20 protein-coding genes and 1 pseudogene are annotated in these 20,055 nt (G+C 38.2%); 6 read left to right on the top strand and 15 right to left on the bottom strand.

Going from position 1 to position 20,055, the window contains the following annotated elements:
• Entirely contained in the window at positions 1 to 2,433 is a 2,433-nt protein-coding gene (locus QMA08_RS05320) for a TerB N-terminal domain-containing protein (RefSeq protein WP_290173837.1), read from the bottom strand.
• Between the two features lie 834 nt (positions 2,434 to 3,267).
• Between QMA08_RS05320 and dsbB the strand changes: the two genes are divergently transcribed.
• Both dsbB and QMA08_RS05310 read left to right on the top strand, forming a co-directional pair.
• Complete coding sequence (gene dsbB, locus QMA08_RS05315; RefSeq protein WP_024595347.1) at positions 3,268 to 3,786, top strand: disulfide bond formation protein DsbB; 519 nt, start codon at positions 3,268 to 3,270, stop codon at positions 3,784 to 3,786.
• 1 nt (position 3,787) lies between these two features.
• Positions 3,788 to 4,090: a DUF6170 family protein gene (locus QMA08_RS05310; RefSeq protein ID WP_024595348.1), complete on the top strand. Its 303-nt coding sequence runs from the start codon at positions 3,788 to 3,790 to the stop codon at positions 4,088 to 4,090.
• Between the two features lie 24 nt (positions 4,091 to 4,114).
• On the opposite strand, the gene QMA08_RS05305 is transcribed toward QMA08_RS05310, so the two are convergent.
• A complete protein-coding gene (locus QMA08_RS05305; RefSeq protein ID WP_024595349.1) occupies positions 4,115 to 4,411 on the bottom strand; it encodes a helix-hairpin-helix domain-containing protein in 297 nt (98 codons plus the stop codon).
• A gap of 314 nt (positions 4,412 to 4,725) precedes the next feature.
• On the opposite strand from QMA08_RS05305, the gene QMA08_RS05300 reads away from it, so the two are divergent.
• Positions 4,726 to 5,043, top strand: a complete 318-nt coding sequence (locus QMA08_RS05300; RefSeq protein ID WP_004335683.1) for a YebG family protein — start codon at positions 4,726 to 4,728, stop codon at positions 5,041 to 5,043.
• Between the two features lie 273 nt (positions 5,044 to 5,316).
• Here the strand turns inward: QMA08_RS05300 and putP are convergent.
• Positions 5,317 to 6,783, bottom strand: a pseudogene (gene putP / locus QMA08_RS05295) (sodium/proline symporter PutP).
• Positions 6,784 to 7,126: 343 nt separating this feature from the next.
• Here putP and QMA08_RS05290 point away from each other — a divergent pair.
• Entirely contained in the window at positions 7,127 to 8,353 is a 1,227-nt protein-coding gene (locus QMA08_RS05290; RefSeq protein WP_165723517.1) for an HDOD domain-containing protein, read from the top strand.
• Between the two features lie 145 nt (positions 8,354 to 8,498).
• Here the strand turns inward: QMA08_RS05290 and QMA08_RS05285 are convergent, their stop codons facing one another.
• Genes QMA08_RS05285 through ccmA form a run of 10 tightly spaced genes read right to left on the bottom strand, consistent with a single transcriptional unit; the run spans position 8,499 to position 16,219 of the window.
• Positions 8,499 to 9,230: a VacJ family lipoprotein gene (locus QMA08_RS05285; protein WP_002959276.1), complete on the bottom strand. Its 732-nt coding sequence runs from the start codon at positions 9,228 to 9,230 to the stop codon at positions 8,499 to 8,501.
• A gap of 9 nt (positions 9,231 to 9,239) precedes the next feature.
• Entirely contained in the window at positions 9,240 to 10,493 is a 1,254-nt protein-coding gene (gene ccmI, locus QMA08_RS05280) for a c-type cytochrome biogenesis protein CcmI (RefSeq protein WP_290173836.1), read from the bottom strand.
• Entirely contained in the window at positions 10,494 to 10,955 is a 462-nt protein-coding gene (locus QMA08_RS05275; RefSeq protein ID WP_290173835.1) for a cytochrome c-type biogenesis protein, read from the bottom strand.
• Entirely contained in the window at positions 10,955 to 11,524 is a 570-nt protein-coding gene (locus tag QMA08_RS05270) for a redoxin family protein (RefSeq protein ID WP_024595354.1), read from the bottom strand. The genes QMA08_RS05275 and QMA08_RS05270 overlap by 1 nt, the downstream gene beginning before the upstream one ends.
• Positions 11,521 to 13,491 carry a heme lyase CcmF/NrfE family subunit gene (locus QMA08_RS05265; RefSeq protein ID WP_002959282.1) on the bottom strand — a complete coding sequence of 657 codons (1,971 nt, stop codon included), beginning with the start codon at positions 13,489 to 13,491 and terminating at the stop codon, positions 11,521 to 11,523. The genes QMA08_RS05270 and QMA08_RS05265 overlap by 4 nt, the downstream gene beginning before the upstream one ends.
• Before the next feature lie 2 nt (positions 13,492 to 13,493).
• Complete coding sequence (gene ccmE / locus QMA08_RS05260; protein ID WP_002959283.1) at positions 13,494 to 13,973, bottom strand: cytochrome c maturation protein CcmE; 480 nt, start codon at positions 13,971 to 13,973, stop codon at positions 13,494 to 13,496.
• A complete protein-coding gene (gene ccmD, locus QMA08_RS05255) occupies positions 13,970 to 14,173 on the bottom strand; it encodes a heme exporter protein CcmD (protein WP_002959284.1) in 204 nt (67 codons plus the stop codon). The genes ccmE and ccmD overlap by 4 nt, the downstream gene beginning before the upstream one ends.
• Positions 14,174 to 14,175: 2 nt before the next feature.
• Positions 14,176 to 14,913, bottom strand: a complete 738-nt coding sequence (locus QMA08_RS05250; protein ID WP_002959285.1) for a heme ABC transporter permease — start codon at positions 14,911 to 14,913, stop codon at positions 14,176 to 14,178.
• Positions 14,913 to 15,599, bottom strand: coding sequence for a heme exporter protein CcmB (ccmB, locus tag QMA08_RS05245; RefSeq protein WP_165723519.1), 687 nt, complete (start codon positions 15,597 to 15,599; stop codon positions 14,913 to 14,915). Before ccmB ends, QMA08_RS05250 begins: the two co-directional genes overlap by 1 nt.
• Positions 15,599 to 16,219 carry a cytochrome c biogenesis heme-transporting ATPase CcmA gene (ccmA, locus tag QMA08_RS05240; RefSeq protein ID WP_152609331.1) on the bottom strand — a complete coding sequence of 207 codons (621 nt, stop codon included), beginning with the start codon at positions 16,217 to 16,219 and terminating at the stop codon, positions 15,599 to 15,601. The genes ccmB and ccmA overlap by 1 nt, the downstream gene beginning before the upstream one ends.
• Positions 16,220 to 16,322: 103 nt before the next feature.
• On the opposite strand from ccmA, the gene QMA08_RS05235 reads away from it, so the two are divergent.
• A complete protein-coding gene (locus QMA08_RS05235) occupies positions 16,323 to 18,776 on the top strand; it encodes a flagellar hook-length control protein FliK (protein ID WP_182737106.1) in 2,454 nt (817 codons plus the stop codon).
• A 2-nt stretch (positions 18,777 to 18,778) separates the two neighbouring features.
• A complete protein-coding gene (locus QMA08_RS05230; protein ID WP_007377933.1) occupies positions 18,779 to 19,087 on the top strand; it encodes an EscU/YscU/HrcU family type III secretion system export apparatus switch protein in 309 nt (102 codons plus the stop codon).
• A 29-nt stretch (positions 19,088 to 19,116) separates the two neighbouring features.
• On the opposite strand, the gene QMA08_RS05225 is transcribed toward QMA08_RS05230, so the two are convergent.
• Entirely contained in the window at positions 19,117 to 19,518 is a 402-nt protein-coding gene (locus tag QMA08_RS05225) for a DUF2802 domain-containing protein (protein ID WP_024595394.1), read from the bottom strand.
• A 17-nt stretch (positions 19,519 to 19,535) separates the two neighbouring features.
• On the bottom strand, positions 19,536 to 20,033 hold the full coding sequence (locus tag QMA08_RS05220) for a chemotaxis protein CheW (RefSeq protein WP_002959294.1): 498 nt from the start codon (positions 20,031 to 20,033) through the stop codon (positions 19,536 to 19,538).
• Positions 20,034 to 20,055: the final 22 nt, after the last annotated feature.

Below are 20,055 nucleotides of genomic sequence, written 5' to 3'. Positions count from 1 at the left end.
TTATAACTCCCTTATCTCTTCGACTATTTCTTCATCAATGTATATATCACCGTCATCATCAATTACTGGTGCATCCACTAAATCAAATGACCAGTCATTAATGGTTTCTATAGCACCATCGACCATTAATTTTAGCTCACTACACATTTGAGCTACCTCTTCGCGACCCCATTGCGCTTTAGCACATAGCTTTTCAAACAACTGGCTATGAGCCTGATCTAATCCTTCAACTTCGTTTGTCAGCTCTGAGACTTCAATATAATCGCTTTCATCTTCATCTGAGGTAAAGATCTTTTCCAGCATATTTTTAGCTTCTGTTGTTTGGCTTTCATGAAGGGCTAAGATTGTTTCATCTAAGCTAAACTCTGATGAATTTTGACTTTTTGGGGCAAGCTGATGACTACTTGTAGTAAGCTGATGAATATCACTCGTGACAGACTCTTTATTCAACCCTAAATTCGTGTAGAGCTTCTCGATTTGTTTTACTTCTTTGTTATCGACGTTGCCATCAGCGAGCGCAATAGACAGAATAAACCGCTTCACAAATTCTATTTCTGTTTCACCTAAATTATTAAGTCTATTTTTTAAACCCGTATTATCTGATGGTGTAACTAATCGCCATGTAAGATAAGCCTTTAAAGATCGCTTTTCTGTATCTGTTAATTTTTCATCATGAGTAATTAGCTTTTCTAGCTCAGAACTTTCTGACTCATCTACAACCCCATCTATGTTTGCAACCATCGCACCTAAGCGAAGTGCGACACCCACTTGGTTAAATACATGACTAGGGACAAACTCTTCCCCATGCCCTGGAGTAAATAAGACAAGTTTGCCATCTAATCTAGGTTTTGCATGGTGGTAACGTAAGTCAGGCGCAATACCTATATCAGCAAGGCTCGCTAAGTTATAAATGAGGTCACTTTCCTTTTTATTTATCGCTTTTGGTACTGGTAAGTCTGTTTGCAACCAAAATTCAGATACATTTGTTACCCCACCATTTTCTAAAATAATAGCCTGAGCCCACCTCTTAAACTTTTCAATTAATGGTGATGGTTGACTACTAGCAATAGCGCGAGGCAGTAACATCAGTGCAGCTAAGTCATCTCTACTAGTGCCTGCTTTACCTAAGTAACGGCTATAACTAGCTAGTTCCTCAGCGACTTTATCAGCAATAGGTATTAGCTTTTTAATAGGGGCTTTTAATATGCTCGGGTCTGGTAAACTATCTAATAAAATTTTAACGCTAGGAAGACTACCGCTGGCAGAGAAGTACTCAGCGTTTAATTTAGTTTTATTGGGCTTAACTTGCATTCCCTCAGGGAATTTTTGCTTGTAGTAAAGTTTAAAAAGTGAATCAAACTCTAAATCGCAGCGCCTAGCTGCGGTTTTTAAATTGTATTGGTCTGTATTTTTGATCCATTCAAGTGCCAACTCATCATCCACTTTTTCTGTGGCAACGATTTGCTCTGAAAGACGTAATTTAAAAAGTAGTGAATGACGTGTCTTAGGTAATATGTGTTTTTTACTTTTAAAAAATTCAGGTTTTAGTAAATACATAAATTCTAAAAAGTTTGCTGAGTAACCAGCAAAAGAGCGATTTGAAGCAAACACCTTGTGTAAACGAAGTACTTCATTAAAAATATCCTCGAATTGTTCATCTGCAACTTTATTGTCTTTGTTGTTCACAACAACAAATCTTTCAAATCCATAAAAGTACAAAAATACGAATCCTATTGGGGTATTAGCTGCGCTTCTGTCGGTTGCTAACCAGTCGAGATAGGCACCTCTACATTGCCTAGAAAGCCTGCTATAACTTGGCCAGTAACCAAGCGAATCGTCAGTGTAATAACCCAGCTGATGCCCTAAAGGTGTTGATGCAGGTAAAATGGAGTTTATTAGCGCAGGGTCAGGGTCATAACTTCTCATAGACTCCATTTGCTCACCTATGTATATCAACCCCATTAGCTTACGCTTTTGTATAATAGTTTCTTTATTCTTATCAAGCCATTGGGCTTTGCGTGTGCCTTTAATGCTCTTATTTAGAGGATTTGCACTCTCAAAAATATTAAATGTAGCTAAATCGTCCTCAGAATGTGTCGCACTATCAGCACTTTCTATAATTGAGGTAGGTGTATTAACAACAGTGATGCGAGGTTTTGGATCAGTCTGCTTTGCAGTTTTTAATTCATTCATTTGTTCCTGTAACTCAACGCTAACTGATGCTTTATTAGTTTTAATGGGATTTATCGAGCTAGTCACGTCACTCGAAGGTCTAGACAAAGAAACCTTAGAGGCAGGCGTATCAGGAGTTTCTTTTATACTTTGCCTCGGATTATCTAGTACTTTAGGCTTTTTTTTATTTGAATTTGAGCGTGGACTGGTAATTAACCAAATTATCAATATAACAACTGCGATTATAAAAATGAATTCCATGTAATATCCCTTTAAAAATGGTTGGTACCATTTTGGTATTTAAAACTCCATATGCTACTAACATACCACTAATAAATTCAGAAATGTATAATACTGCTACTCAGTAATTTCAATTACTCTTAATCAAAAAAATCGTCTTTAATGAAACCTCTTTGCATAAGGGTCCTCGAACATCCCTATAGGATGTTAAGTTTGCGAAATATGAAACTAACATGGGCTTGGTTCATAATTAATAACTGAACGCATATTAGGTCACCGCTATATCGTCTAAAAAATCTCAACTTATACGTGTAAATATAAAAAAAATATCACGTTATGCGTGGTGTGAGATTCTCACATGGCTAATTAAAAGCTATAAAATGGTCTTTTTCAGTGTGTGAGATTCTTATGTGATGTATGTATGATCAAAAGCAAATGGGTAGAAATTTAAAATTAATAAATAATTAAATTTGGGTTTCTCTAATTTAGCTACAATGCATGAATATCTAGAGTAATATTCATTGTAGGTACATTGTTATTATGGAGATATTTTTATTTACGCAGCGCCTGAGCTTAATTAACTTATCCCGCACTTGCCATAAGAAAAGTACAAAAAAGTACAACCATAAAAAATTCTTTAGATGATGCATCACCTTAGTATAAGTAAGCAATATAACTGAGCTTATGTATCGATGGGAAAATAATAGAACGTCATTTAACCTTTGCTAAGGCTGAATTGAGTAGTCATTAATTTCATCTTATAAAAAGCGACTTCGGTAGCTTTTTTTTCCTTTTTGTTGCTGCATACTTTATCCTACGTCATAATCTAACGTCCTATTAAAACGCGGAATTTTTATGAACTGGCTTGCACAATTACCTACCCAACGAACCCCGTGGCTTTTATTTACAGCTATCGTTTTTTTACTTGAAGTTACCGCTCTTTTCTTTCAATACAAAATGGGGTTAGCGCCTTGCATAATGTGTATATATCAACGCACTGCAGTATTGGGGTTATTAGGCGCAGGGATTGTAGGCTCAAGTAAACCACAAAGTAAAACTGTGCGTATGATAGCGTATGTTATTTGGGGAATATCGAGTGTTTGGGGATACTTAATTGCTCGCGAACATATTGATATGCAGACCACCACAGACCCTTTTGCATTTAGCTGCGAGTTTGAACCAAATTTCCCATCATTTATGCCACTACATGAATGGATACCTAGCTTTTTTCAAGCTACCGGGGATTGTGGAAATATAGATTGGCAGTTTGTTGGCATGAGCATGCCTGCTTGGATGGAAGTGATATTTGGGATTTTCTCACTAACGCTATTTATTATAATTATTGCCCGTTTATCAATTAAAAAGTCGATTTGATATGTTTACATTTTTTTCAAGCCAATTAGACCAGCTTAAGCATTTAAAAGTACGCCAGCGTCAAGACGTAATTGCGCTTGCATTAAGTCAGCTATCGCCAACTGATAAAGTTCTATTGCGTATTATAAAACTGCTATTACTTAGCCCACTATTTTTAATATTCACTGTATTTAAAGGTTGGATATTAATACCATTTTTGATACTTGGCGGATTGTGCTATCCACTATTAACTACACCTATTGAGATTAACTTTGCTAAAAAGCACTTAAGCGATGCACTAAAACAATTTAATCAGGGCGCCTAGCACCCTGATTACTATTTAGAAATATTAAAGTGTAAGTTTCCCCTCTAATTTAGCTAAAAGTTTTTTGCCAATCCCTTTAACTTGCGATAAATCACTAACGCTTTTAAATTCGCCATTTTCTTCACGATAATCCACAATTGCCTGCGCTTTTTTCTTACCTATACCAGGTAACTTAGCAAGCATCTCTGCATCAGCATTATTTATACTAATTGTCTCAGCTTGAGGCATTTGCTTAGTTACTTCTGATAATTGTGCATACGCGGTAGTCGCGGGTAGTAAACATAATAAACTTATGATGAGTAAATTTTTTAACGTTTTCATTAAACTTGCCCTTATTCTTCTTTTCTTAATTTTGAGTATTGCTCAGGAAATCAATAAATAAGGAACTGTAAAGTTCATCACTTAAAGTGTACCTAAACGCATTATCACTATGATCCGAAATCCTGAAAATGCAGCTGGTACAACAAAGTGATTGCTTAACTAAAGTAAAGTTACCGTTTTTTGTCAAATTTAAGACACCTAAAAATTAATACTTCGCGCTTGCAAATTTACTTACAAACCATTACTGTACATAAAAACAGTAATCTAATGGTTTTTTAAAAACCACGGTGCCAAGCAATTTTGCAGGAGAAATCATGGCTGTTGTTGTTAAATATGTTGTAGAACGAAACGGAGTCGAGCGTATGACGTTTACTACCAAAAAAGAAGCGGATGCTTATGACAAGATGCTCGATATAGCAGAATCACTTGAGCTGATGCTAGAAAAGGTAGACGTACCGCTTAGTGAGCAACAAATTGAATCACTTGCTTTAGAAATAGCGAAAAGCAAAGATGATTTTATGACCATATTAAAAGGTGGCAAAGATCCAGCTGTTACCAAAGCGCCAGCAAAAAGTAAAAAGTCAGATAACGTTGCATCAATTGAAGATAACAACGATAAAAAAGTAAGTTAATTCATAGAATGTTCCCTCCTCGGACGGGACAAACTAAATAAAAAAGGGAGCAACTAAGTTGCTCCCTTTTTTATTATACCAATTCGCTTAATTAAGTGATCTCTTTGAGGGTGGAAAAACGTGTTGATAGCTAGGCAAAAATTCGATATTTAGTTGTTCTAAATGAGAATTTTTTAACGCCGGTAGCAACACGTTTAGCCCCGCAAAATGATTAAGTATTATTGCGGATTGGTATTAATTACTACTCATTTTAAAATAAATAGTAATTGCTAATTAAAGCTCTTTTTCTACTTCATCAAATAAAGCAGTGATGTTTTGCTCAGGCTCTTTTGTTACTAAGCTAACAACAACAATTGCAATACTCGCTAAAATAAAGCCCGGTACTATTTCCTACATAAAGCTACTTAAGCTTTCACCATTGATAGTAAATGGTCCATATATCCAAATTAGCACAGTAAATGCGCCTACTAACATACCAGCTAACGCACCAGCAAAGTTCATGCGTTTCCAATAAAGGCTAAACAATACAAGTGGTCCAAACGCAGCACCAAAGCCAGCCCACGCATTACTTACTAGGTCTAAAATAGAGCTATCTCTGTCGTAAGCTAAATAAATAGCGAACATAGCAACTACGGCAACACTTATACGGCCAACAGCAACTAGCTCTTTATCACTGGCATCTTTACGTAAGAATGTTTTATAGAAATCTTCTGTTAATGAACTTGAACTAACCAATAATTGAGATGAGATAGTACTCATAATCGCAGCCAAAATTGCAGCAAGTAAAAAGCCAGCAATAAGTGGGTGGAACAGCAACTCAGAAAGAATTAAGAAAATTGTTTCAGGGTCTTCAACTACAATGTTGTTCTCATAAGTATAAGCTGCACCAAATATACCAGTACCAACAGCACCAATGGCAGCAACAATCATCCATGTCATACCAATACGGCGTGCTTTAGGCATATCTTTAACACTACGTACCGACATAAAACGAACAATGATATGTGGTTGGCCAAAATAACCTAAACCCCAAGCCATTGCAGAAATAATACCTAATGCAGAACCTGCACCAATCCAGTTAAGCATATCTGGATTTACGCTATGTAAAGTTGATTCTAAAGGTTGTTCAAGCAAAGAGTATGCAACCGTTGGTACTAGAATAAGTGCAATGAACATAATACAACCTTGCACAAAGTCAGTTAAGCTTACAGCTAAAAAACCACCAAACAAGGTATATAAAACAACTACGCCCGTTGTAATGTATAAACCCATTTCATAAGTTAAACCAAATGAGCTTTCAAACAATTTACCACCAGCGACAACACCAGATGAAGTATAAAGAGTAAAGAAAACAATAATTACCACAGCTGATACAACACGTAATAGGTTGGATTTATCATTGAAGCGATTTGAAAAGTAGTCTGGGATGGTTATAGAGTCATTTGCTTTTTCAGTGTAAACACGTAATCTCGGTGCAACTAACAGATAATTTAACCAAGCACCAATCACCAAGCCAATTGCTATCCATGTACTACTAAAACCAGTAACAAACATCGCACCAGGTAGGCCCATTAAAATCCAGCCACTCATATCAGATGCACCTGCAGACAGTGCAGCTACACTTGGAGATAGATTTCGTCCACCTAACATGTAACCAGATACATCGTCAGTAGATTGCTTATATGCATATAGTCCGATACCTAACATTACAATAAAATATAATGCTAGTGAAATAATCATTCCTGTTTCCAAATTAGCCTCCGCATAATTATTAATAATAGGCTTTAATCCAAATAATGACTCTTAAAATTTTATAGTTAAGACACTATTGGGGTAAAAACCATTCTCGCTGACTATATCATGCTTGATAATAAAATCTCCAACTTGTTGCCCTCACCTGATACAAAAATACTCATGTTGAATGATTTTAAAGCGAATTGGTGAAATAAAATAAATTAAATACTAGAAACACCTTAATTTTTAATGATAATTTATTAATCTAGCAAATATACGTAATGCTATTTTGAGTCTTTTGCCATATATTATTACAATACCCAATTACATTACTCTTACGGAACTGTTTATGTATTTTTACGCTGCACGCCAACCTATTTTAGACAGAGATAAAAAGCTCATCGGGTATGAACTTTTATTTCGCGATGGCGTTGATAACGTATTTCCTGATATAGATGGTGACGAGGCAACTACACGACTAATTGAAGGTAGTCAGTTTAATTTCGGCTTAGAAGATTTAACCGACAATAAACCCGCCTATATAAATTTCACCCTAGAAACGCTATCAAAGGGCTACCCAACACTATTGGGCAAAGATACTGTAGTTGTAGAAATCCTTGAAACTGTGCAACCTGGGAAGCGATTATTAGCCATAGTGAAAGATCTAAAAGATAAAGGTTACACTATTGCTCTTGATGACTATATTCATCAGCCTGTTTGGCGCCACTTTTATCCATTTATTGATATTATTAAAATAGACTTTTTAGCATCTGATATAGATACAATAAAAACGGTTCTTAATGATTTAAAACTGCACTCGCATATTAAGTTACTTGCCGAAAAAGTAGAAACCTATGAAATTTACCAACAAGCTCTAGAGCTTGGTTTTGATTATTTCCAAGGATTTTTCTTCTCAAAACCTGAAATGGTACAAAGTAAGGCTCTACCGCCTTCAGAAATGGCATTAGCTGAATTACTTTACGAAACATCAAGCGTTGATATGGATCTTAAAAAAATCACTGATGTGTTTGAGCGTGATGTAAACCTATCTTACAAATTACTTAGGTATTCAAATTCTGCTGCCTTTGCAAGGCGTGCTGAAATAAGTACCATTAAGCAAGCCCTTATAGTGCTTGGTGCTAACGAAATTAAAAAACTATTATCATTATTATTTGCAGCGCAAGTATCAGCAGATAAACCTATAGAGCTAATTAGGCTATCGCTTACGCGCGCTCGTTTTGGTGAGTTACTCGCTATATCCCATGGACAATTTAAAGATACCGGCATGGCATTTTTAACCGGTATGATGTCTCTTATGGATGCTATTTTAGATGAGAGTATGGAAAGCGTTATGAAAAAGCTTCCACTTTCGAATGACATAAAAGCAGCGTTATTAAACGATGAAGGCTTGCTGGCAAAATATTTAAACTTAGTTAAGTATTATGAACAAGCTAACTGGTCAGCCGCAAACGAATTAACGAAAGAGCTAAACCTAGGTGAAAAAGTTCCTGATGCCTATCATGAAGCACTGACTTGGGTTAATGAGCAAATGCAGTTAGTAGTTAACGAAAAATAAGTAACCCGAACTCTGGTTAAGATATTTACTAATTTATTGAATTATAATGATATCTAAGTTTATTTTTCTCTAGCCAAAGTTCAGATTATATAAACAGTCAATAAAAACGCCAGCATTTAGCTGGCGTTTTTATTAGTGGCTTCAATTATAAACTTTCTAAAAAGTCTTCATCAAAATCAGCTGGCTCTTCTTTTATAGGTGGGTTGCCATCGTACAGCTCATAAATTTGACGCTGGAAGTAAATATCTTTTACAAATAAGTACGGATCAAGTGAATCATTTAATAGCCCTTCTTGTGGTATTAAAGATGCACGCGCCTCAACTGCTTTTAAAACAAATACTAAAATAGTTTGTGGAGTCGTTAGCGCAACTTCAGGTAATACAAAGTTATCGACTACATCACCGGTCAGGTTACGTGCTGTTGTTGGCCCCATACCTGGTAGCATTAAATAGGCGCCATCACCTACGCCCCATACACCCAACGTTTGTCCAAAGTCTTCATCGACTATTTCAAGACCTAGTGAGCTTGCAACATCAAAGATACCAAACAGACCGACAGTAGAGTTAACTAAAAAGCGTGCTAAGCTCACACTTGCATTACCCGGTTTACCTTGCAAACCCGCATTGATCATATCTACAGGTGCGGTGATATTACCTGTAAAATTAACAATACCGTTTCTTACCGGTACAGGCGTTACTTCAACATAACCTACAGCAACTGGGCGCAATAAATAAGCATCCAGTACATCCATATTAAAGTCATATAATGGACGATTAATACTTTGCAGCGGATCTCTGTCATCTACTTTGCTTTGAGGTACTTGAGCACAGCCGGCTAGTATCAATAAACATAAAAAAGTAAAACTGTGTTTTAACATCTAACGTCCTTAAGGTATTAATGTATCAATTTGAAGTTGGTAGTCACTTACACTTTCACGCTTTAACGCCTGTGAATGACCTTCTAGCTCACCAGAGCTTGGCATAACAGAGTCATCGATAGAAATACGCGCCGAAATAATAATATTTTCTGCACTAGATAAGTTAAGCCCTGCAACCATTGCACTACTATCACTCAACTCAACTGTAATTGGAAATGAATATTTAGTCAGCTTAACAGCAGCTAATGGCATAGGTGAGCCAGTTGCAGCTTTTGCAAATATAAACAAAATACCGTCTTTTGGCTGTTTATCAATAAGCTCTTTTGCAATGTCGACTGTAACTGCAATAGCACCCGTTGTAGTAGTAACTGGCATAACTGAGCCTTCACTTTGCATTTGTTGCTCAATATCAGCAATACGTTCGGAGATCATGTTATAACGTGAATCATTTTTTTCCATGCTCGCCAATAAAACTTCAAATGCAGTTTTAGCTTGCGGCCAATCTTTACGTTCATACGCTATCAGGGCTAGTAACGAAATAGCATCTAAATTAGTAGGCTCAACGTTTAGCACTTTTGAAAGCATACCTGCCGCGCGAGTCATATTAGCTTCGCTACCTTCAAGTAATAAAACCTGACTGTAACTAATAAGAACCTGCATATTATCAGGGTTCATACGTAGTGCTTTATCAAATGACTGCTGCGCCATGTCAAATTCATTAAGCGACATAGCCACTCGACCAAGTAGCATCCAAGCAACTTCATCATCGCCAGAGCGGCTAAGTTTAGTACGAAGCGCCAATGCAAAAGCCTGCAGCTCATTTTGACTAAGCGGCTCACCTTTTTGCATTACAGCACGCTCGCCATAATCAGCTAAATTATCCATTGCGTCATGCCAAGCCGAAATTTGCTGCTGACTGCCTGTAAAACTATAAAAAATCCCTGTAAGCGCAAGAACAAATGCACCGCCTGTTAAAGCAAAAATACGATTATTACCTTTGCTGTTAAGTGATTTCTCTGGTGATAGCTCGTTCGATAAGCGACGTTTTAATTCAACAATTGATTCTGCGTGATTTACGCTATCAATGCGTTGATTATCTAAATCAGTTTGCAAATCGACTAAACGCTGCTCATAAATACTAATTAATTCAGCATTGGCGTTATGAGTAATCGTTTGAACACGCTCTTTTTTTAAAAAAGGTATCATAACAAAGCTAAGAGCAACCAGTGTGAGTAAGGCAAAACACGCCCACATTAAAATCATTTAGCTTTGCTCCTGACGTTTATTTTGTTCAATTAGCTTCGCTAGCAGCACTTCATCGTCGCTGCTCCATGTTTGTTTTACTGATGCTTTTCGTTGGCGAATAACAATAAAACCAAAGCCAACAATTACAATTAACACAGGTAGTACCCACAGCACTAAAGTCGCTGGTGTAACAGGTGGGTCGTAATGAACAAAATAGCCAAAGCGGTCAATCATATAATCAATCACTTCGTCTTTACTTTTACCTTCTTTAACCAATACGAGTACTTTATCGCGCAAGTCTTTAGCAACAACAGCGTCGGAGTCCGCAATGTTTTGATTTTGACACTTAGGGCAACGTAGCTCTTTGGTTAACTCTTCAAACAATATTGCTTGTTTGTTGTTATCAAATTGATAGCGATCTTGCTGTGCAAACGCACCCATGCTTACAAAAAGGCTAAGCGTAAGTAGTAACCACTTCATTATTTAAGCTCCTGCATAATTGGCGCAAATTTAGCTCGCCATACTCGCGGATTTATATCACCGGTGTGATGTAACAAAATAGTGCCGTTTTTATCGACTAAAAAAGTTTCTGGCGCACCCGACACGCCTAAATCCAACGACAAAGTACGGTGTAAATCTAAAATATTAAATTGGTAAGGGTCACCTGCACGTTGCAGCATATCAGTGACTTCGCTGCGAAGTGATTGCATATCAAACGGGCCATCAAAATCAGAGTCGTAACCTTGTACGTAATATAGTCCAATAATTTTAACGCCTTGCTCACGTAACTTAGTTAAATAACCAAGTTCGACTAAACATGTTGGGCACCACGTACCCCATACATTTAATAAGTAAACTTCACCTTTTAACGACTCGTTGGTCCACTGCTTATTGTCTTGCATTAAATCAGGTAAATTAAACGCTGGCATTTCTTGACCTATCCGCCCTGTTTGAATTTCACGAGGGTTGGCAAAAAGACCTTGGTATAAAAATACACACACAAAAGCAAACACTAAAAGCGGCGCAATAGCTAAAATTTTACGGTTCATAAAACACTCTCCGGTACATCTTTACGGGCTGTTTTAGCTGATGTACGGTAACGTTTATCAAACAAAATCATGAAACCTGCAAATGACATAAGCACGCCACCAATCCATATCCAGCGTACAAATGGTTTATGATAAATGCGAAGTGACCATGCATCACCACTTAATTGCTCACCTAATGCTAAATATAAATCACGTTTAAAACCGGCATCTATTGCCGCCTCAGTCATAAACTGCATACCAATGTCATATTTACGTTTTTCGGCGTGTAAACGTGTTACTAGCTCATTATTTTTAAGCACAGATACAACGCCCGCATGACCGCTGTAGTTTGGCCCACGAATAGTTTTAACGCCATCAAAGCGATATTCATACTCATTAAGCTGTGCTATTTCACCCGGTTTCATCGATACATCACGCTCTACTGAATAAGCCGAGGTAAGTGTTACGCCCGCAATAATAAATGCAATACCAATATGCCCAAGTACCATAGCCCAGTAACTTACAGTAAAGCGTTTTAAGCCTTCTTTTAAGCTCCCGTGCACAGCTGCTTTGGTGTAAATATCAATCCCTGTTGATATTGCAATCCAAACCGCCAGTGTTGTCGCTAATAACGTAAGTGGTTTTACTAAATCGTAACTTGAGAATAACCAAGCGCAGGTAATCACAACACTTGCTAATACGCCCATTAATATTTTGTTTTGCAAAAAAGCCCACTTGTTTTGCTTCCAACGTAAAAGTGGTCCGATCCCCATCAAAATAGCAAACGGTACTAAAATTATTGCAAACATCTTATTAAAAAACGGTTCGCCAATAGAAATGCTACCTAAGCCCATTTCTTTATGAACCATTGGCAACAATGTACCTAACATAACAATTAATGTAGCAACAACTAAAAATATATTATTGAGCCATAAGGCCACTTCGCGCGATACCAGCTTGTATCGTCCTTCACTGTGAACTTGTGACACACGCATTGCATATAACGCCAAGCCACCACCGACAACGATGCCTAAAAAGGCGAGTATAAATAAGCCTCTATCGGGGTCTGTAGCAAACGCATGTACCGATACAATAATACCCGAGCGTACAATAAACGTACCTAGCAAACTTAAAGAGAATGCTGCAATTGCGAGTAATACGGTCCATGATTTAAATATACCGCGCTTTTCTGTCACACTTAATGAATGCAGTAATGCGGTTGCAACAAGCCAAGGCATAAGCGCTGCGTTTTCTACTGGATCCCAAAACCACCAGCCGCCCCAGCCTAGTTCTGAATACGCCCACCAGCTACCAATAGTAAGACCTAAACCTAAGAAACCCCACGCAGTCATCGTCCACGGGCGTGACCATTTAGCCCATGTGTTATCAAGTTTACCTGTTAACAATGCAGCTATAGCAAAAGAGAAAGCAACCGACAGCCCCACATAACCCATGTACAGTAATGGTGGATGAATAATCATACCTGGATCTTGAAGCAGCGGATTCAAGTCACGCCCTTCTACCGGAAAATAAGGAAGTAGGCGCTCAAACGGGCTTGAAAGCAGTAAGGTGTACATCATAAAACCTACACCTAAAAAACCAAGTACACCCAGTACGCGAGCACGTAATACCCAAGGTAATGATTTAGAACGCGCTGCTACAGCAGCGGTCCAACCCGCTTGCATTACTAACCATAATAAAATAGCACCTTCATGACCGCCCCACGTAGAGGTGATTTTATAGTACCAAGGCAGCGTACTACTTGAATGATACGCTACGTAAGATACGGTAAAGTCGTCTGTTAAACTTGCATAAATAAGTGCAGCAAAAGAGATTAGTACAAAAGCAAACTGGCCTATTGCTAAAGATGGAGCCGCACGCATTAACCGAAGATTACCAGTATGCGCGCCCCAAAGAGGAAAAATACACAGTAAAACGCTTAGCACCATGGCAAGCGTTAAAGAAAAATAACCAATTTCTGGGATCATAGCTAATTACCACTATCTAAGTTGTATTTTGGTTTTTCGTGCTTAATACCTTTAACTGCCTCTGCAACTTCTGCTGGCATATATTCTTCGTCATGCTTTGCTAGTACTTCAAATGCTTCAATAACATTAGGCTCGACTAATACGCCCTGCGCTACAATGCCTTGCCCCTCACGAAACAAGTCTGGCAATATGCCCTGATAACGCACAGTCACTAATGGACCTGTATCTATTAGCTTAAAGCTTACTTGTAAGCTTTGTTCATTACGCTCAACCGTGCCTGGCACAACCATGCCGCCAATACGTAACTTTTGACCTATATGTGGTTTTTCTTTGTTAGGGCCTTTGCCATCAATTAATTCGCTTGGCGTATAAAAAAGATTAATATTTTCTTGCAGTGCATAAAGCACTAAACCAATTGACCCACCAATACCAAACAGTACGGCAATGATTACCAATAGGCGCTTTTTACGTCTTGGATTCATGAGATTTGTTCCTGCTTAGCTTTTTTAATTCGCGCTTCACGTATTATTTGTTGCTCCACTGAAGCCATAATACGCTTTGTGTCTCTCAAAGAGTTCACTAAAATACCGAGTAAAATAAGTGCGCATGTACCAAAAGAAAGCCAGACATAAAATCCATAACCTCCCATTGCAATAAAATCAGAAAAAGAGTCAAACTGCATAATTACCCCTTATTTAACAACGAGCGAACCCACGGTCGGTGCTTTTCTCGTTGCAAAATTTCATTTTTAAGACGAATTAAAGTCACTGTTCCAACAAAAGCAGCAAAGGCTAAAATATTAACCATAAGAGGCCAAAACATACTTGGATCTATTGCTTTTGTATCTAGCTTTGTAATGCTTGCACCTTGGTGTAACGTATTCCACCACTCAACAGAGTAATGAATAATAGGTAAATTAATTACGCCAACAATTGCTAAAATAGAAGCCGCACGCCCTGCTGACTTCTTATCTTCAAATGCATGGTAAAGCGAAAGCACGCCAAGATATAAAAATAATAAAATAAGTTCAGACGTTAAACGCGCATCCCATACCCACCAAGCACCCCACATAGGTTTACCCCATGCAGCGCCAGTAATAAGCGCTATAGCAGTAATACATGCACCAACAGGCGCAATAGCAATAACAGCAAGCTCGGCATTTCGTAGCTGCCATACAAGTGCAACGATAGCGGCAATCGCCATTGATGAGTAAGCCCCCATAGATAAAATGGCAGAAGGCACATGAATAAAGATGATACGGTAGCTGTCTTTTTGTTGGTAATCGGCAGGTGCAAAACCAAGCCCCCATACCCATCCAACAATCATACTAACTACGGTAACTACGGCAAAATATGGCAGTAACGTATTGCATAACTGGTATGCACGCTCTGCTTTAGCATAGGGATGTAACCACTTCCACATTAACTTACACTCACTTTTAAAGCTGACGATATGGCAATTGGTGCGCTAATAATAGCAATAAGTAACATTGCACCAAGGATGGCAAGCTGCCCACTATAATCCAGTGACATTGTACTGGTATCGATAGCCGACGTTGCAAAAATCAAAACAGGAATATACAAAGGCAGTACGAGTAAACTCATCAAAATACCCCCTTTTTGTAATCCTACAGTAAGCCCTGCGCCTATTGCGCCAATAAAGCTCAATAGTGGAGTGCCTAATAATAATGTTAAAACAGTTGCTGTTAACGCCGTACTTTCTAGGTTTAACAACAATGCAAATAGCGGGGTCATTAATACAAGCGGTAAACCTGTTACCACCCAATGAGCAGCCACTTTAGCAAGTACGGTTAGCGATAATGGATAAGAGGATGCAATTAACTGCTCCAACGAGCCATCGTTAAAATCATCCCTAAACAACTTATCTAAACCCAACATGGTAGAGAGTAATGCGGCAACCCAAATAATACCTGGCGCCATTCTCGCAAGTAGACTGGGCTCAGGCCCTATTGCTAACGGAAATAATGAAATTACAATTAAGAAGAATAAAATAGGATTTACAATTTCGGCGCGCTGGCGAAACGCAAGTTTTACATCTTTGGTAAATACCGCACTAAATAGCAACCAATAAGAGTGTTGACGAGTCATTAGTGGCGATACTCCAGTGTAACCGTTTGTAAGTTACTAAAGTGGGTCGTTAAGTCTTGGTGGGTCGTTAATAAAATGGCACCACCGCTTTGTAAGTGTTCAGTAAATCGCTGCTGTAAAAAGGCGACACCGCTTTTATCAAGCGCGGTAAATGGCTCATCAAGTACCCATAATTTAGCATCACTTAACCAAAGCCTAACAAGCGCTACACGTCGTTGTTGTCCAGCAGATAGCATTCTAACGGGTACATCTTCAAGTCCAACAAGGCCAAGTTGCGCTAAAATAGGATACAAATCAGGCTCATTTATGTAGCCATTAATTTGTAACCAGTGGCGAACATTTTCAACTGCACTAAGCTGAGTACTTACACCTGTTTTATGCCCTATAAAAAGCAGCTCTCTGGCATACTCTTCATAGTACTTAGATATAGGTTGATCTTGGAACAGAACAGACCCTTCATCAGGCACAGAAAAGCCAGCAATAATACGCAGTAGCGATGTTTTACCAGCCCCATTAGGACCCGCTAATTGCATGATTTGACCGCTATTAAGGCTAAAATTAAGATCCGCAAACAAACAACGATCTTGCTTGATGCAGGTGACGGACTTAATGTGTAACAAGATGACGATTCTCTCTGCCAAAAATTAGGCGTTAGTCTACCATAATGATAGGGTAATACGAATATTGCTTTATAATCGATTAACAAAAACTTGATTTAAAATAATGAATACACCAACGCAAATAACATTATCTAACTCATTGGTTATCAATCAATCTGCTCACAGCCAGACCAATGAGTTACCACAGTTACCTAGTGAGGTACTTGCGGCTAAAAACATCCAATTTTCGAAAGACTCGATTACGCTTGATGTATTTATTGATAAGCATTGGCAAACATTAAGGCTTGGCACTACAAGCGCACCACAAAACCTGCAAAAAATAGTCAGTGCTAACATACAAATCAGCCCTGATGGTAAGCAGCTCAACATATCGCCAAACAGTACAACCTTTACTTTAAATCAGCCGGTACAATTGCAGCGCTTGTTAAATTATGTAAGCACGGGCACTGAGGTACAAAGCCAACCAATGGATGTACAAGTTGCTGTATCCCCTTCTCCCAAGTTAGTTATTGATAAACTCAACGCAAGTATTGCCATAAATAAAGACGTAGCCCAGTTACTTACAACAGAACAGCCTTTAAAAGTAGTTGTTAGTACGACTAATAAAGGCGCGCAGATTAATGTTATTAACCGCTTTGCTGATACGGTTCACTCGCAACCACTTAGCCAAACTAAACTTACTAATTTGCTCGCGGCCTTATTACCCAGTGCGCAACTTCAAGCAACACCAAAACTGGCTATTTTAACTCATCCTCAAAAGTCAGGTTCATTTACAACACCTATTACTAATCAACAACTTGCCGAACTACCTAATACACCTATTAAAGTAAATTTAGTGAACCAGGCAGATAAATTATTTATTAAAACCGATACAAACAATATAAAAGTAACGCTTAACAACTCATTCTCAAAACCATTTAACGAGTTACTTTTAGCGCAAAAAAGCAATGCACCTGAAGTAGCCGTTTCTGCGAGTAATATTAAAGTAAATCCATTATTGACCCTAAATAGTCCAATAAAATCGTGGTTACAAAATAGTTTTAGTGATTTAAAAACGCGAATTAATGATGCGGTTAAATATTTTGAAAATAAGCCTTTTGCTACAATAAGTAAATCTGAGTTAACGCAGCTATCAACTTCGCCCGCGCAACAAAAAACGTCTTTAGCTATACAACTGAGTGAATCACCGCTAAATAGAGTTAACATTACTCAAAGTGTGAGTACTGCGTTAAATAACAATACGAGCAATATTTTGCCAGAGCACTTTTCAAGGCTCCCGCCGATTGTACAATTAACGCAACTAGTAAAAGGAAGTGTTAGTGTTTGGCAAACACCTGCAAACACAGCAACAACCTACATGCCAATAACAAATAATACTACCCCAGGTGAAGTGGCGAGCGCTAAGCTAAGTGATTTAAAAGCAAGCCAATTAAAACCCCTTATTACTAGTGAAAGCAGTAAATCGAACACCTTGGTTAACCCTACCAATGAAGTAGTCACTAAGGGACTTACCACCTCCTCAGCACAGCTTGCAATAAACGATAATAATCAAAACAACACAAGCACAGTGAACACTAAAAGCATTACCTTGTTAACTGAGCCGTTATCTAATGCGCCCTCTCGTAGTCAAATGCTACAACCAATAGAAGCAAAACTATTAAGTACATTATTAAAGCTTCCTGATGCCACAACCCCTACAGATAGGCTGGCTTACAATAAACAACTTTTAAGCAGTCAAATTACTGATATTACAGATAAGGCAACAAAAGACACCCCTGATTTAACTCGCTTAATTAATCAGGCATTTAACCGTATGGTTTCAAGTAATAACATAAACCCTGCAACCATACAGCGTGAGATACTTGCTACTTTACAGCCCACTCAACTAGCGGGTGATATGCTGCAAAGTAGTTTCACTAAAGGGCTTGAACAGGTGGCTGTGAGTATTTTAGCTGCGCCTCTGATTAGCCAATCAGTAACGCCTATCAGTTTTAATAATCAAACTGGCTTAGATGCTCTCTTACAAGTACTTATACCTACTTTTAAAATGGGTAACACGGGAGCAAAAATGCTTGAACAGCTTCAACAAGCTCAAGTACAAGCTTTGGCCAGCGAAATCGTACACGTTAAAAACACACTTACCCAAGTAAGTGTCTCAACACCAAATCAACAGCCAGACACAAACCCGCTTGCACAATTTTTATTACCGATGAGATTACCTCCAGAAGCAGCCCAAACAGAAATAACACTTGGACAGTATAAAAAGCCAAGCGCCGGTAAATTAGAAGATAAAAATGTATGGTTTGTCAGATTAAACTTTGATTATGCCCAACTTGGGCAGCTACAAATTACTGCAGAGTTAATGGATAAAGCACTCGATTGCCAGCTATTAGCCTCGAGCCAAGAAGTAAGTGCAATTGCTCACCCTCACTTAGATAATTTAAGATCAAAACTAGCTAAACATGGCTTACAAGTTGGCGAGCTCAATTTAAGGCGAGGCGATGCCAACAATCAGGCATTCTATAAATCTCACGCAATTATTAATATTAAGGTTTAGCTATGAGTGATACACCGATTAATAAATCAGCCATTGGGCTTTTGTACGAAGCTGGTAACACACCCACTGTAAGTGTTAAGGGGTTTGGTGAATTAGCTGATGAAATAATAGCAGCGGCTAAACTAAAAGGAATTATGATCCACGAAGATGCAGCACTTGCTAAAACGTTGTCGCATTTAGAGTTAGGAGAAGAAATTCCTAAAGAGCTTTATTATGTTATTGCAGAGCTTATTGCGTTTTCGTATGTATTAAGAGGTCAATTTCCGCCAGGTTGGCAGGATTTTCAAGGTAAGTTAAATATTAAGGCTTGAGCCAATTTATCCGCACATAAAAAAAGGCGCTAAGCACCTTTTTGTTTATGTAATGAAAATAGTAATTCGGCTTCTGCTCGTGGTAGTTCGCACTCGCGTATTACTTCATCAAGGTCTGCACCTAACTCAACCATTTTTACAGCACGAGAGTAAATTTTAGCATCAGGGTCATCATATTTTTGCGCCGCTTGCTGTTGCATTAAATCTTGGTTTTGTTGTTCAACTTCAAGCACTCGCTTACCAATACTTAAGAGCCCGGTTCTAATCTCCGAAATTTCACTGCGCAAAATATGAGTCTGCTCAGAGCTATCTTTAAGCTGCTGCGATACAGCATTAATTTCATTCGCGTGTTTATTTTTTAATGCAATAATTAACGCCAGCGATATAAGTCCTACCGCTAACGCTGATATAGCTATACTAAGTAACACCATAATTTATTTGGTAAAGCTTATATATCGCTTAACTCATCCCATTCGTCATCACTGAGTAACTTATTTAAATCAACCAAAATCAGTAATTCATTATCGCGGTTACAAACACCTTGAATAAACTTAGCGCTTTCTTCAGTACCAACATTTGGCGCACTGTCGATTTCAGAGCTGCGCAAGTAAACCACTTCCGATACGCTGTCGGCTAAAATACCAATAACTTGCTCTTCTGCTTCAATAATTAAGATGCGAGAGTTGTCAGTTGCATCAGCAGCTAGCAAACCAAAACGTGCACGAGTATCAATAACGGTAACAACGTTGCCGCGTAAGTTAATAATACCAATCACATATGAAGGTGCACCTGGTACAGGAGCTATCTCTGTATAACGAAGTATTTCTTGTACTTGCATTACATTTACGCCGTAAGTTTCTTCCTCTAGCTTAAACGTAACCCACTGTAAAATTTCATCGTTATTATCTGCGTTTTTATTTGCTGACAGTAATTTATCTTGATTCATGCTATTACCCCGTAATGGTCAT

This window comes from Pseudoalteromonas sp. APC 3355, assembly GCF_030407615.1.
GTDB lineage: Bacteria > Pseudomonadota > Gammaproteobacteria > Enterobacterales > Alteromonadaceae > Pseudoalteromonas > Pseudoalteromonas distincta.
The sequence above is the reverse complement of the archived record's forward strand: the minus strand, read 5'-3'. Positions and strand labels throughout refer to the sequence as shown.